The organism is Allobosea sp. OAE752, from assembly GCF_050433265.1.
Lineage (GTDB): Bacteria > Pseudomonadota > Alphaproteobacteria > Rhizobiales > Beijerinckiaceae > Allobosea > Allobosea spartocytisi.
On sequence record NZ_JBNPXO010000010.1, the window covers coordinates 33,262 to 47,088 of the forward strand.

Annotated in this window: 10 protein-coding genes and 1 pseudogene; 4 read left to right on the top strand and 7 right to left on the bottom strand. The window is 64.8% G+C overall.

The genetic code is table 11. The features are described 5' to 3' along the window. The first annotated feature begins 164 nt into the window (after positions 1-164). A complete protein-coding gene (locus GGC47_RS21940; protein ID WP_429068725.1) occupies positions 165-752 on the top strand; it encodes a LysR substrate-binding domain-containing protein in 588 nt (195 codons plus the stop codon). 287 nt (positions 753-1,039) lie between these two features. Here the strand turns inward: GGC47_RS21940 and GGC47_RS21945 are convergent, their stop codons facing one another. Both GGC47_RS21945 and GGC47_RS21950 read right to left on the bottom strand, forming a co-directional pair. Continuing rightward, a complete protein-coding gene (locus tag GGC47_RS21945) occupies positions 1,040-2,287 on the bottom strand; it encodes a type II toxin-antitoxin system HipA family toxin (protein ID WP_429068726.1) in 1,248 nt (415 codons plus the stop codon). Continuing rightward, positions 2,280-2,615: a helix-turn-helix domain-containing protein gene (locus GGC47_RS21950; protein ID WP_142021393.1), complete on the bottom strand. Its 336-nt coding sequence runs from the start codon at positions 2,613-2,615 to the stop codon at positions 2,280-2,282. The genes GGC47_RS21945 and GGC47_RS21950 overlap by 8 nt, the downstream gene beginning before the upstream one ends. Before the next feature lie 419 nt (positions 2,616-3,034). Here GGC47_RS21950 and GGC47_RS21955 point away from each other — a divergent pair. From GGC47_RS21955 to GGC47_RS21965, 3 genes and pseudogenes are all read left to right on the top strand, one after another. Then, positions 3,035-3,491, top strand: a pseudogene (locus GGC47_RS21955) (LysR substrate-binding domain-containing protein); the annotation flags it as partial. Positions 3,492-4,184: 693 nt separating this feature from the next. Further along, on the top strand, positions 4,185-5,255 hold the full coding sequence (locus GGC47_RS21960; protein ID WP_429068728.1) for an efflux RND transporter periplasmic adaptor subunit: 1,071 nt from the start codon (positions 4,185-4,187) through the stop codon (positions 5,253-5,255). Positions 5,256-5,267: 12 nt separating this feature from the next. Continuing rightward, on the top strand, positions 5,268-8,462 hold the full coding sequence (locus GGC47_RS21965) for an efflux RND transporter permease subunit (RefSeq protein ID WP_429068730.1): 3,195 nt from the start codon (positions 5,268-5,270) through the stop codon (positions 8,460-8,462). Between the two features lie 173 nt (positions 8,463-8,635). Here GGC47_RS21965 and GGC47_RS21970 read toward each other — a convergent pair whose 3' ends face one another. From GGC47_RS21970 to GGC47_RS21990, 5 genes are all read right to left on the bottom strand, one after another. Then, entirely contained in the window at positions 8,636-10,162 is a 1,527-nt protein-coding gene (locus GGC47_RS21970) for a sensor histidine kinase (RefSeq protein ID WP_429068731.1), read from the bottom strand. Then, a complete protein-coding gene (locus GGC47_RS21975; protein ID WP_113253877.1) occupies positions 10,159-10,875 on the bottom strand; it encodes a response regulator in 717 nt (238 codons plus the stop codon). Before GGC47_RS21975 ends, GGC47_RS21970 begins: the two co-directional genes overlap by 4 nt. A gap of 601 nt (positions 10,876-11,476) precedes the next feature. Beyond that, a complete protein-coding gene (locus GGC47_RS21980) occupies positions 11,477-12,328 on the bottom strand; it encodes an SDR family oxidoreductase (RefSeq protein ID WP_113253879.1) in 852 nt (283 codons plus the stop codon). 104 nt (positions 12,329-12,432) lie between these two features. Next, positions 12,433-12,627, bottom strand: coding sequence for a hypothetical protein (locus GGC47_RS21985; protein ID WP_429068732.1), 195 nt, complete (start codon positions 12,625-12,627; stop codon positions 12,433-12,435). Then, positions 12,624-13,748, bottom strand: a complete 1,125-nt coding sequence (locus tag GGC47_RS21990; RefSeq protein ID WP_429068734.1) for an MFS transporter — start codon at positions 13,746-13,748, stop codon at positions 12,624-12,626. Before GGC47_RS21990 ends, GGC47_RS21985 begins: the two co-directional genes overlap by 4 nt. Between the last annotated feature and the right edge of the window lie 79 nt (positions 13,749-13,827).

The window sequence follows — 13,827 nt, forward strand, 5'->3', positions numbered from 1 at the left end:
GGAGTATTGCCTCTGCCGCCCATTGGTTCTGGGTTCCGGGCTCAGTCCTGCGGACTGCGCCGGAAAGACGGCGTGGTTCCGTGCGGCGGCGTTCCGATAAAAGAGGCATTCTCTGAAAGTTCGCCGGCTCTATGGTCCGACGTCGGAGGTGCGCGCGCGAGATCATGGTGCCGTTAGTTCTGACCTACCTGGAACGCTATCCGCAGGTGCATATCGACATCGTCACCGAAGGGCGGCTTGTCGATGTCGTGGCAGCGGGCTTCGATCTGGGCGTACGCAGCAGAGATCTGGTGCCGAGCGATGCAATTGCCATCCCGCTAGGTCGGGAACGACGCATTGCAGCCGCAGCATCCCCGGCATTCTTCGAACACAAACCTATCCCCAAAGTGCCGCAGGAGTTGCTCGCCTATCCCTGTCTTCGCGGGCGCCTTCCCTACGGCGCATTGCTCCGGTGGCGGTTCGAGAAGGACGGCGAAGAGCTGAAGCTCGATGTCGATGGCCCGATCACCCTCGACGAAGCCTCTCTGGCCCGTATCGCCGCGATGAACGGTGTGGGCATCGGCTACTTCATGGAAGGCGATGTCCGTGAGGACATCGCGGCAGGTCGGCTCATTCGAATTCTTGAGGACTGGACGCCGCCGCTCGCGCCGCTTTGCCTATACTACGCAAATCGGCGCAACTCCTCGGCAGCCTTTCAGGCCTTCATCGCGCTCGCGCGCGACTTCGCCGCCGGACGGCTCGTACAGCCTTGAGGATGGCCGGTGATGCCAGGCAGCAAAGCTGATAGGGCGCCAGTTTGTGCGACAGCAGGCGCTGACTTCCCGTGCTTGACCGAGCGGCTCCCTGAAGACGAACGGCGTGCCTGCGCCGGTCGGCGTCAGCAGCGCATCGAGAATGGACCAGGCGCCATAGGTCGCGCCCGGCGTCTGCAGCACCTCCCGGATACCGGCATCCTCAATCTCGGAGACTTCCAGATCGACGGTGGCCCCGGAGACCGGGCTTGAGGCTGGCGGATCGAAGCTATGAAAGAAGGTCCTCGTCATAGCGCCAGCGCCCGCGCGAGATCGTCGTGCTCGAAGGCGCTGGCCATGCGGGTGATCTCGGCCGACCGGGCGCCGACGGCCTTCGCGGTCTCGCGCCATGTCGCGGTCACGGTCGCGACCTCTTTGATGATCGTTCGGGCCTGCGCCAGCGTGAGCGCGAAATATTCCGACGCTTGTTCGAGCAGATCGAGCGAGCAGGTGCCCTCGTCGAGGTCGATGTTCGTTGTCAGCACGCGCGCCTTGAGATCGGTGGGCACCGGATTGAGGTCATAGGCGGGCGAGAGGGACCACCCCGCCTTGCCGAGCCAGAGAAAACCGTGGTTGCGCAGATGATCGTCGACATTGGAGATCAGCACATTGAAGGCGACACGCCGATAGAGTGCGTGGGCGTCCGTCTTTCCCTGCGCGCCATGCTGAGCCAGGGCGTCGACGATCTCGGGATAGCTGCCACGCTCGCCGTCCCGAGCGCCCATCATCGCCATGGCAGACAGGAACGGGATGCGGATGGCGCCATCGCGATCGAAGCGTCGTGATAGCATCACCGACTTGCCGGCGACTTCGACAAGTTCGTGTTGTGGGGTAGCGATGCCGGCTTGGCCGGCAAGCCGCAGCGCGATCTCCTCCCAGGTTTCCATGCTGTAGTCGTCGGTCTCCTTCGGAAACTTGGCGATGGAGAGATGGCCATGTTGGTCGATGACCGAGGTCTTCGGCCGCGCACCGCCGAGGGAGGAGCCGGGCGCGAAGATCAGTTGAAGGTCTTCGTCCGTTTCCTCGTCCCGGAGAATTCGCTCGGTGATCTGAAGCAGACGGCCAAGCGCGATGAGGGCCGGCACGCCGGCCCTCATCGGCGCCTGGAAGGCCTCTTCGCCGACCCAGCGAAACCGTAACGCGCCGAGTCGCGTCTCATCTGCGACCCCGAGCAGGTAGTCACTTTCCGCGAGCGTTCGGACTGCGCGGCCCTCGCGGGCAGCGAAGCGACGCTCGGCGCGCTGCATGAGGCGGCGGCCCCACGTATCTGGCGCGGAGTCGCCGATTGAGCCGAAGGTCGCAAGGCCAGCAGGAGGAGCGAACGCGCCGCGCGTCAATGCAAGTGCTGGCTCCAGCGAGAAGCGATCCGGATCCGAAAGCCATGGACCGTCGTACTCGAAGAGAATGGTTTCTGCGCCGCGGACGCGATTGCTCCTCGCCAATCCGATTGGGCGCGTGCGACCGTGCAGATCGATGTGCACCTCGAAGTCAGCCATCGCGGGACGATCCGGTTGGCCGCTTGAGATGAACGTGCTTGGGCAGATCGGCACTGGCCAGCGCCTGTCCGACGCTGTCGTTGCTGATGTCGGCGATTTGGCCCAGCGCTTCGAGTAGACCGAGGGCCTGAAGGACGCCGGCATAGATGCCGATGCTGACATTGGTGTCGCCAGCCTCGACCCTCTGCAGGGTCGAGCGCGACGTGAAAGCACGCTCCGCCACGACCGCCATAGGCAGCTTGCGGCGACGGCGGGCGTCGTGGATATCCGCGCCGAGCTTCCGCAGGGCGCGGCGCACGGCCGCGGGAGGGGTATGTGGAGTAGGCATTTGCTACCTTCGCACTACAGACTGTCTGGATATGTAGCACGAAGATTACAATTTTTATAGCCCTACTGGGGGCGGCCAAACGTGCCCGTGCCCGCTCCCAGCAAGGCCCTGTGTTGACGCACGCAAGCCCCGCCTGCGGGGACCAAGCCCCAAGGGAAGGAGTTCCCGATCAGGTGCGTGAAGTCTGCTATGGGGAATGACGGTACTTTTCGGTGGACTGCAGAGTGGCGCCAAACGGCCGAAAATCGGTTTCGAGAGGCGATCGATCTCGATAGATACCGAAACCGCGCAAAATATTTTTTGCTCGATTTTCCCTTTAAAATCAACACCGTAAGATTTTGACCGTCCGAGGGTCGGCTTCTTGCGCGACAAGCAAGAAAAAACTCAGCTAGATCAATAGCCTAACTGGGTTTAGGACAATCGAGCAGGACATGATCGCTGTGCCGGTGTCAGCCGAGCAGCGTCAGCTCGTCGTGGCCGCGCCCAGCCATCTCAAGCGCTTCGAGGCGCCGTCGCATCCCTCCGAGCTTCCGCAGCACTGCTGTATCGGCTGGCGCCGGCTCCCGACAGAGCCCCCTATCGCTGGGAGTTCGAAAAGCAAGGCCACGAGTTCGACGTCGCCGTGAACCCTCGGATAACGACCAAGGACATTTGGATCATGTCCGCACGGCATGCGCCGGCGGAGGGCTGACCTTCAGCCCGGAAGAGATCTTCAGGCCTTACATCCAGCGGGGCGAACTCGTGCCGCTTCTGGAGCAGTACCTGCCGGCATTTCCGGGCTACTTCCTGTATTTCGCGGCTCGTCGGAACCTTCCGCCCAAGCTGCGGGCGCTGATCGATCACGTGCGCTATCGCGGTCCAGCCGACGGGTCGTGACGATGCGCCGCATAAGAACGGCACGGCGATAGCCGCCAGTGGAACAAGCAATTCCCTTATCCGCGGAGCGCGGCGAATGAAGCCGGCGCAGCGATCGGGCTTGCCCCCTCGTCCAGTTCGCGGATCTGTGTATCGAGATTTGTATCAGATTGTCGCAACCCGCAAATTCGGGACGTGTCGTTACAGTTCTTGCGCCGAGACGCCGAAATCTTGCGACATCCGACCCGTTACTGTTCCGGCTCTCTTCTAAGAGGGCAGTCAATGACACATCGCGCGGCTTTCGCGGCATGTCTGGTCTTCGCCGCATGTCAGTTCTCGGCGATTTCGGGTGCGGCCGCGGCCGATCAGCCCGGATCAACCCGATCGGGGACGACGAGCCAGGTCTGTACGGCCGAGAGGTCACGGACCTGGACCGCACGAGAGAGCCTCGGCGCCGGATGTCGCCGCGCGGCGACCGTGGCGCCGGCCGTCTGCGTGGCGCCGCCGGCATGGCTGGACCTGGAATAGGGCTCAGCTTCCCGAGGCCATTATTCGAACAGCCGAGGTATGAAATCCATGTTTGGCCGATCAAGGCTCGTTATCGGAGCAGTCCTCGCAGGCGCTCTTCTCGTCGCTCTGGGCATCCTGTGGCACGGCCCTGAAACGGCTGGCACGGAGGCGAGGGCTCAGGCTCGCCAGAATAATCCTCCGGTCGTGACCGTGGCATCTCCGACATCGCGCAGGATCGTCGAGACCCGCGAATTCGCGGGGCGTTTCGAGCCGAGTGCGGCGATCGAGATCAGGGCCCGTGCCAACGGCCATCTGCAGTCGATCGCCTTCGCCGATGGCGATCTTGTCCAGGCCGGACAACTGCTTTTCACCATCGATCCGGCTCCTTACCGCGCCGGGCTCGACGAGGCACGCGCTCGGCTCGCAAGCGCCGTGGCCCAGATCGAGCTCGCTGACCTCGAATTGAAGCGCGCCGAGCAGCTGATATCGACCAATGCGGGTTCCCAGGCGGCTCTCGATCAGCGGCGCCAGCAGCAGAGGGCTGCGGCCGCGGCCCGCGATCTCGCCGAGGCGGCCGTCGAACGCGCGCAGATCGAACTCCGGTTCACGGAAGTGCGGGCGCCCTTCGCGGGCCGGGTCTCGAACCGCCGGCTGGATGTCGGCGGGCTGGTTAGCGACGGAGCCATCCTGACCACGCTCGTCGCTACCGACCCGATCTATTTCGTCTTCGACATCAGCGAGCAGGACATGCTCGCCTACCAGGCAGCGGCGGCCGGCGGCGACGTGCCGGGCCTGAGCGGCTCGGCGATCCCTGTCGAAGTGCAGGCGCAGCGCGGCGGCGATTGGCTGGCGGGCGGCGTCATCGACTTCCTCGACAACCGGGTCGAGGCCGGCGCCGGCACGATCCGGGCGCGCGCGCGGATCGGCAATGCCGGCGGACGGTTCACACCCGGCCAGTTCGGCCGGCTGCGCCTGCCTTTCTCTGGCAGCTACGAAGCCCTGCTGGTGCCGGAGACGGCGCTGCTGACGGACCAGAACCGGCGCATCGTGTTGGCGGTCAGCGACGACGGAACCGTTCGCGCCGCGAGTGTGGAACTGGGGCCGCGCCAGCAGGACGGTCTGCGCATCGTGCGCAGCGGCATTGCGCCGGAGGACCGCATCGTCGTTGGCGGGCTTCTGCGCGCCCGGCCTGGACAGCGCGTGACGGCGAGGCCGGCCGAGCCGGCTCAACCGCGCGCCGCGGAGCTGGGTGTCCGCAGCGGTACGGGCGGCTGAGGAGGTCGAGCCATGCGTCTTCCTCACTACTGCATCGACCATCCCATCTTCGCGACCGTGCTCTCGATCCTGATCGTGCTGATCGGAATCGCCGGCTACTTTACGCTGCCGCTGGCGCAGTATCCCGAGATCGCGCCGCCGACCATCGTGGTGAACGCGCAATATCCGGGGGCGTCGGCCGAAGTCGTCAGCAACACCGTAGCCGCGCCTGTCGAGCAGGAGATCAACGGCGTCGAGAACATGCTGTACCTGTCCTCGCAGGCGACCGGGGATGGGCAGCTCGCGATCACCGTCACGTTCCGGCCTGGAACCAATATCGACGATGCGCAGGTCCTGGTCCAGAACCGCGTCTCGGTGGCCGAGCCGCGCTTGCCGGAAGAGGTGCGCCGCCTCGGTGTGACGGTCCGCAAGACGTCCCCTGACGTCATGATGGTGGCGCAGCTCTATTCGCCGGACGAATCGCGCGACCAGCTCTACCTCGCCAACTACGCCGCCCTGCGGATCAGGGACGCGCTGCTGCGTGTGCCGGGCGTGGGCGACGTGCGGATGCCGACGGCTCGCGATTACGCGATGGTGGTGTGGCTCGATCCCGAGCGCGTCGCCGCCCGGAACCTGACGGCGGGAGAGATCGTCGCGGCGCTTCGGGCGCGCAATGTGCAGGTCGCCGCCGGCGTGGTGAACCAGCCGCCCGTCCCGACCGACAGGGCCTTCCAGCTCAATGTGGAGGCGGTCGGACGGCTGACCGATCCCGGGCAGTTCGAAGACATCGTGGTGCGGACTGACCCGCAGGGGAGGGTGACGCGCATCCGGGACATCGCCCGCGTCGAGCTGACCGCACAGACCTATCGGGCGAGCGCGAATTTCAACGGGCGGCCCTCGCTGCCCATTCAGGTGCTGCAGCAGCCGGGCTCGAACGCGCTGGAGACGGCCGAGCGTGTCATTGACGAGTTCCGGCGCCTCGGCGAGCGGATGCCGCAAGGCGTCGCCTACGACATTCCGTTCAACCCGACGCTTTTTATTCAGGAGTCGGTACAAGCGGTCTATGTGACTCTTCTGGAAGCCGTCCTGCTCGTCGTCGTGGTCGTCGTCATCTTTCTCCAGAGCTGGCGCGCTGCGATCATACCGATCCTCGCCATCCCGATCTCGCTGATCGGGACCTTCGCCGTGATGGCGGCGCTTGGCTACTCGCTGAACAATCTGTCGCTGCTCGGCCTCGTGCTGGCCATTGGCATCGTGGTCGACGATGCGATCGTGGTCGTCGAGAACATCGAGCGCCACCTCGCCGACGGACTCTCGCCCAAGGAGGCGGCGCATCGCTCGATGGACGAGATCTCGGGTGCGTTGATCGCCATCGCGCTGGTGCTCTCGGCGGTCTTCGTCCCCGCCGCGCTGGTGCCGGGCATTTCCGGGCAGTTCTTCCGCCAGTTCGCGGTAACCATCGCGACCTCGACCGCGATCTCGGCCTTCGTGTCCTTGACGCTCAGCCCCGCGCTCGGCGCGGTCCTGCTGAAAGCGCACGAGCCGCACCGCGAGCCGCGGCGTGGACCGCTGGGCTGGATTCCGCGCGCCTTTTCGGCTTTCAACGCGGGGTTCGATCGGCTCGCGCGTGGCTATGGCGGCCTGACCCGGCGCGTCCTGCGCTTCGCCGCCCTGGCGCTCCTGCCCTATGCCGGGCTGCTCGCCTTGACGGCCCATCAGCTCGACCGCGCGCCGCGCGGCTTCATTCCCGAACTCGATCAGGGCTATTTCATCGTCGCCGTCCAGCTCCCGCCGGGAGCAGCGCTGTCGCGCACGGAAACCGTCATGACGGAACTCTCGAACCGTTTGACCAAGCTCGACGGGGTCGCCGATGTCGTCGCGATCGCAGGACTCGACGGCGCGACCTTCACCAACTCGTCGAGCAGCGGCGTCGCCTTCGTGCCGTTGAAACCCTTCGCCGAGCGGGCGCAGCGCAATCTCCACGTCGATCGGATCCTGGCCGCCGTGCCGGGCCAGACGGCCGACCTCATCGATGCGAGGGTGATTCCGATCAAACCGCCGGCCGTGCGCGGCATGGGCAATGCGGGCGGCTTCAAGATGATGGTCCGGGATGCCGATGGCGGCAACCCGGCTGATCTGGAAACGATGCTTCAGACCATTGTCGCGGAAGCCGCCCGTCACCCCGAACTGGTGCGCGTCTTCACGCCCTTCAACACCGCGACGCCGAAGCTCCATGCCGATATCGACCGGGTCAAGGCCGAGATGCTCGGCGTGCCCGCGAACCGTGTCTTCGAAACCCTCGAAGTCTATCTCGGCTCGTCCTACGTCAATGATTTCAACTTCCTGGGCCGGACCTTCCAAGTGAGGGCGCAGGCGGACGGACCGTTCCGCCAGGATCCGGCGACCATCGCCGGCTTCAAGACCCGCAGCGACAGCGGCGCCATGGTGCCGCTGAGCTCCGTCGCCTCTTTCGAGGAGCAGGCCGGCGCCTACCGGATGCCGCGCTACAATCTCGCCGCGGCGGCCGAGGTTCAGGGCGCGACCGCGCCGGGAGCCTCCTCCACGAGCGCGCTCGACCGGATGGAGCGGATCGCGACCGATCTCCTGCCGCAGGGCTACAGCTTCGAATGGACCGAACTGGCCCTGCAGGAGCGACTCGCCGGAAATACGGGTCTGCTCGTCTTCGCGGCATCGATCGTCTTCGTCTTCCTGCTGATTGCGGCGCAATACGAGAGCTGGATGCTGCCGCTCTCGGTGATGCTGATCGTTCCGCTGTGCCTGCTGGCCGCGGTCAGCGGCATCCTCGTCATGGCGATGGATGTCAATATCCTCGCTCAGATCGGCTTCGTCGTCCTGATCGGACTGGCTGCCAAGAACTCCATCCTGATCGTCGAATTTGCGCGGCAGGCGGAAGCGGAGGGGTCCGGTATCAAGGAGGCCGCGGCTTCTGCCGCACAGGTGCGGTTGCGGCCGATCGTGATGACTTCTCTGGCCTTCATCCTCGGCGTCGTGCCGCTGGCCTTGGCTGAGGGCGCCGGTGCCGAGATGCGCCGCGTCCTCGGCGTCACGGTGCTCGCGGGGATGGCAGGCGTCACGCTGTTCGGCCTCGTCTTCACGCCGGCCTTCTACGTGGTCTGTCGTTCGCTGGGCGAGCGCTTCCGCCAGCGCAAGCCGAGCCGGCCTATGTCTGAGCAGAACCTCGCAACGGGAGGAAGCGATGGGCTATGATCCGAAGGAACGCTCGCTTGACTGGGGCGATGTCGGGGCAGGCTATCTGGTGACGGTCGCCGCTGTCGCCGGGATGGCGCTGCTGCTCGGCACCGAGGCTCCGGAAGGAGGCCGCAACGGCGATGGGACACTCGTCAGCGACACGGCTTCCGTGGCTTTCGAAGACGATAAGCTCACGTCCCGGAGCGAGGTGCCGCCGCCGGAAGCGGACGAAGACGCCACGGATACCATCCGCCACGAGGTTCTGCGTTCTTGTCCATGGGCAGGGAATCCGAAGAATCGTGCGCTTCGGTATTTGGCAGGCTGAGGACGGCGAGCAGACCGGTCCCCGTATTGGTGAAATGGATGTTGCCGCCATGGTGCCGCGCGATGGTGCGGGCGATCGACAACCCCAGGCCGATGCCACCTGTCTCGCGGTTGCGCGAGGTCTCCAATCTGAAGAATGGCGCGAAGACGGCCTCCATCGCCTCGGCCGGTATGCCCGGCCCGTCGTCCTCGACGAGGATGTCGATCGCCTCGGCGCGGGCACGCACGGAGACACGGGCGCGCTCGCCGTAACGCACGGCGTTCTCGACGAGATTGCGCACGGCGCGCTTCAGCGCGTCGGGGCGGCACCGGCAGACCACCGGCGCCGACTGCGCGACGGCCACGTCGAGGTCGAGTTCGGACAAATCCTCGCACAGGCTTTCCACGAGAGCGCCGACATCGACGCTTCGGGTCGGCTCCTCCGCGGCGTCCTCGCGCGCGAAGGTCAGGGTGGCCTCGGTCATGGCGCGCAGCTCGTCGAGGGTCGCCAGCATTCTCTCGCGGTTCTCGTCGTCCGGCACGAATTCCGCTCGCAGCCGCAATGTGGTGATGGGCGTGCGCAGATCGTGGCCGATCGCCGCCAGCAGACGCGTCCGGTCCTCGATGAAGCGTTGCAGACGCTCGCGCATCCCGTTGAATGCGGCTGCGGTCTGGCGGATATCCCGGGGGCCGACCTCTGGCAGCGGCCGAACCGCCTCGCCGCGCCCGAGCGCCTCGGCGGCCGTCGCAAGATTGCGCATCGGGCCGGCGATGCCACGCGCGATCAGCAACGCGCAGATCGTCAAGACGAGGCCGGCGACGCCGAGTGAGATCAGTGTCTGGAAGGTCCAGAGGCTGGTCATCACCTTCTTGGCGATGACGCTGTTCAGCCAGGATCTGTCCTTCAGCTGGACCGAGAGCCCCATGGCCTGGGCATCGTCGAGCTTGAGGAGTTTGGCCGCGCGCGAGAGCTGCCAAGCCTGCTCCGGCAGATCGCTCCAGCGAAGTTCCGCTGTCGACGTTGCAGTTAGCGCATGTGCTTTGTTGCGCTCGTTCGAAGCGTCCCCGCGCCCTGGCGCTATCCCGGCGATCGAGACGAGCGGCTCGCTGAGCCGGTCATAGGCGTCACGTCGCCAGAGTCGTGTGTCCGCGGGGAAGTGACTGCTCGTCCAGAAGCGCGAATAGGTCGTGTCGCTGGCACGCAAAATGTCGCGCCGGAACTCGGGTGGGGTCGCCTCGAGAAGCTCGGCGACGAGCGCGGTGCGGCTGAGAAACTCGGCCTTCATCGCGTGGTTCATCACGTCGCCGCGCTCCTGCTGCGAGAGCAGGACACTTACCCCTTGTGACAGGGCAAGGCCGGACAGCATGACGATCGCAAGCCGGGTCGCGAGATTAGTGTCGCGCAGCGAGATCATGGCGATCTCACTTCGGCGTTGAAGCAGTAACCACCGCCCCAATGTGTCTTGATGAGCGTCGGTGTTTTTGGGTCGCGTTCGATCTTCTTCCTGAGCCGGCTGACCCTGTTATCGATCGAACGGTCGAAGGGCTCCGCGTTGCGGCCGACCGCGAGGTCGAGAAGCTGGTCCCGGCTCAGAACCAGACCGACGCGGTCGATGAAGGTGCTGAGCAGGCGGAACTCGGCCGTGCTGAGCGGCACCGTCAGGCCGTCGTCGCTCGTCAGCTCGCGGCGGCCGGTATGGAGCAGCCAGCGATCGAAGCGCACCTCCGCCGATTTGATCTCGCGGCGCGGTGGCAGGGTCTGGACACGCCGCAGCACGGCCTTGATCCGCGCCAGCAGTTCGCGCGGGTTGAACGGCTTGGACAGATAGTCGTCGGCCCCGAACTCGAGCCCGACAATGCGGTCGGTTTCCTCCGCCAAGGCGGTGAGCATGATGATCGGCAGGTCGGTGGTCTCACGCAGGAACCGGCAGAGCGAGAGACCGTCCTCGCCCGGCATCATGATGTCCAGGACAGCCAGATCGAAGGCGCTGCGGTCGAGCAGGCGCCGAAAAGAGGCGGCACTTTCGACGAGGCTGACGCGATACTCATGTTTCTGAAGGTAACGGCCGACGAGATCCCTGATCTCGCGATTGTCATCGATGACGGCAATGTGCGGTGTTGAGTCCATCGCTCTCGTTCGCAGGCACGGCGATGGCGCGGGCACCGCGCCTTATCCCTACCTCTCCAAATCGGGGTTAACCCACACCGACAACGTTAAGCCGAGCGCCTGCTACCGCCTCTTCACGACCTCGCGATGTATCGACATTGTTGCGTTATGCTGTCCGAGCATCGCCGTTGCAGGGCTAAAGAATAGTAGCGGCCATCCGAAATCTTGCGGCCTCGTCCGAGGCGGGCGTGCTTCCACCTGAACGTATAGCCCGTACGAAATATCACGCGATCGTGGGCGAGATCGCCTCCGAAACCAGGTCGCCGTCGCGCTGGCCTTATGGCGCGGTTGGCGCAGCGGCTCTACGCAGATCGGCATCGATGGGCGAGCAATGAGAGCCTGTGCGTCAGCCTCCGAGGAGCATGGTTCCAGGCCAGATCTCGGGGACGAAAAGGCCAGCTGTACCGAGCATTTGGTCCTCACTGCACATTCTCGCGGAGCGAGAGGAAGGGACTCTGACATATCAAATTGGGAATTCGAGGCGCTCAACCCTCCGCCGATCGCGTCATTGTCGACGCGGCGACGGCGATGCGGCAGTTTGCGGCCAGCAGGCGGTTTTCCGTCACCCCAACCCGCCATTCGCGAAGATAGTTTGGGCGTCGATCCAGGCGCCATCCTGCGAGCAGAGAAGCGCGATGACACCGGCGATGTCTTCCGGAAGGCCCAGGCGACCGAGGGGGGTCTGTTCGGGAATCCCGCGGAGCGCTTCTTCGCCGTGCTGACGGAGGAGCTGCGTGTCGACGGCGCCAGGCGCTACCGCGTTGACCGAGATGTTGCGACCGATAAGTTCCTTCGCAAGGACGCTGGAAAAGAGCACTTGGGCGCTTTTTGTGGCGGCATACGCAGCCGTAGCTGGAGGTGGCGTCTTGATGATGCTTGAGGCCAGGCTGATGATCCGGCCGCCGTCACGCGTACGTCGCGCCGCCTCGCGCAGCACGTTGAAGCTGCCTTTGACATTGGTGGCCATCATTCGGTCGAAGGCCGAGTCCGTCATCTGGGCGAAGGGACCGACATTCATGATCCCAGCATTGTTGACCACCACATCAACGCCACCGAACGCCTGGTCATTGGCGTCGAAAAGAGCCTTGACTGCGGCGGGATCAGCGACGTCGCCCTGGCGAACGATGGCGCGGCCCCCACCGGCCTTGATGTCGGCCACGACGCGGGCAGCGAGATCACGGTTCGTGAGATAGTTTACGGTCACGGCAAAGCCATCGCGCGCCAGACGCTTGGCAGTGGCAGCACCGATGCCCCGCGAAGAGCCGGTGACGACGGCAGCCTTGCCAGCGCCAGGGAGAGTGGCTGGGCCGGCCGTGGCTGTCTGGGCCGAAGCCGCGCTTGCTAGAGCAAGAGCCGCGGGAGCGGCGGCCGCGAGGGTCATGAAGATGCGGCGTGAGGTGTCAGCATCGGACATTCTGATCGGCCCTTTCTCGAGACGAGTGGTTTGCTTGCGATACGCGGCCGGCTCGGCGATCGGCGAGCCAGGGCCTGTTGTCGGCTGAGAGGAGGAGACGAAAGTCACGACCGTCGCAGCGAAGCGGCAATGCGCCCGTTTGCGATCAGCAACGTGATGCCGGTCAGGACGCTGGCGATCGGGACGACCAACAGCCCGAAGCCAAGGCCATTGGCAACTTGCGCAGTCGTGACTGCGTCGCTGACTATGCCGACCATAACCGGTCCGAGCGCCGGTCCAAGAAGGCCGGAGCCGATCATGACGAGGCTGGACGCCTGCGTTGCTTACCTTCGCCGGCCACGAGATGGGCAGCGCCGAAGGCCCATGGCAGCAGGAACGAGAAGGACAGCATCCCCGGCACCAATAGCGCGATCGACAACCAGCCTGCCGGCACGAACAAGGCTGCGGTCGTGGTTGCACTGGCGATCAGGAAGAGAACGGCTGGCGGCCCGAGCACTTTCCCGGTTCCTGAACTCACCGCGCGGTCGAACCAGCGTCCGCCGAGAAGCGTGCCGACAATTCCCATCAGGCCCTGCAAGAGGCCAAAGGCCAGACCCACCTCGCTGGCGCTGAAGCTGTGCGTGCGGATGAGAAACGGAGCAGAGAAGGCGTAGAAGGGTGCTGCGGCGAAGCCGAGGAAGATCGCTGCGATGAACAGCCAGCGAAACGCCGGGGAGGCCAGCAATCGTCGACTGGATTGCAGGAACGGTTCGCTGTTGGCGGCCGTGTGCGCGAGCGTCGGGGTCGGCCCCGGGACAATGAAGGCCAACAGCGCAACCAGACCGCCGATGGCTCCGGCGCCGATCAAGGCGGTGCGCCATCCCAGCGTGTCGCCAACTGCGCCCCCCGCGGCGAAGCCGACCATGGTGCCTAAAGGAATCCCCATGGCGAAAAGGCCGATCGCCAGGCCGCGACGCTCCGGCCGGATCTTGCGGGCGATCAGTGCATGCCCGGCAGGGACTGCGCCGGCTTCTCCGAACGCGACGCCAAAACGCGTGATCGCTAGCAGCAGAAAGCTTGCGGCGAAGCCACCGAGCGCGGTCATCGCGCTCCAGAGCAGAATGCACGAAACCAGGACGAAGCGAGGCGACCCCCGATCTGAGGCTCGGGCGAGAGGCAACGATAGCAGCGAATAGCAAACTGCGAAGGCGAGTCCTGTGAGCAGGCCCATCTGGGTGTCGCTCAGTCCGAGGTCCGCCTTGATAGACTCTGCCAAGATGAATGGTAGTATTCTATCGATCTGGGAAAATGAATTGATAATAAGAAGTGTCATGCAAATCGCAAACAAGCGCCAACCGCGCACATATTGTTTTGGAGGATTCTCCGAAATTGACGAGAAAGTTCTTTGCATTCCTATTGACCGCGCAGCAGCTTCTGTCATGTTCGACGCACTCCTCGCTTGGCTCGCATCCTCAAGCTAGATGGAGCATCTGATGATCAGAATGCCGGAAGCCTCAAAA

Bases quoted from the DNA above. Each gene is read 5' to 3' on its own strand.
- GGC47_RS21940 (WP_429068725.1), top strand. From the start codon at position 165: ATGGTGCCGTTAGTTCTGACCTACCTGGAACGCTATCCGCAGGTGCAT.
- GGC47_RS21945 (WP_429068726.1), bottom strand. From the start codon at position 2,287: ATGGCTGACTTCGAGGTGCACATCGATCTGCACGGTCGCACGCGCCCA.
- GGC47_RS21950 (WP_142021393.1), bottom strand. From the start codon at position 2,615: ATGCCTACTCCACATACCCCTCCCGCGGCCGTGCGCCGCGCCCTGCGG.
- GGC47_RS21965 (WP_429068730.1), top strand. From the start codon at position 5,268: ATGCGTCTTCCTCACTACTGCATCGACCATCCCATCTTCGCGACCGTG.
- GGC47_RS21970 (WP_429068731.1), bottom strand. From the start codon at position 10,162: ATGATCTCGCTGCGCGACACTAATCTCGCGACCCGGCTTGCGATCGTC.
- GGC47_RS21975 (WP_113253877.1), bottom strand. From the start codon at position 10,875: ATGGACTCAACACCGCACATTGCCGTCATCGATGACAATCGCGAGATC.
- GGC47_RS21980 (WP_113253879.1), bottom strand. From the start codon at position 12,328: ATGTCCGATGCTGACACCTCACGCCGCATCTTCATGACCCTCGCGGCC.
- GGC47_RS21985 (WP_429068732.1), bottom strand. From the start codon at position 12,627: ATGATCGGCTCCGGCCTTCTTGGACCGGCGCTCGGACCGGTTATGGTC.
- GGC47_RS21990 (WP_429068734.1), bottom strand. From the start codon at position 13,748: ATGACAGAAGCTGCTGCGCGGTCAATAGGAATGCAAAGAACTTTCTCG.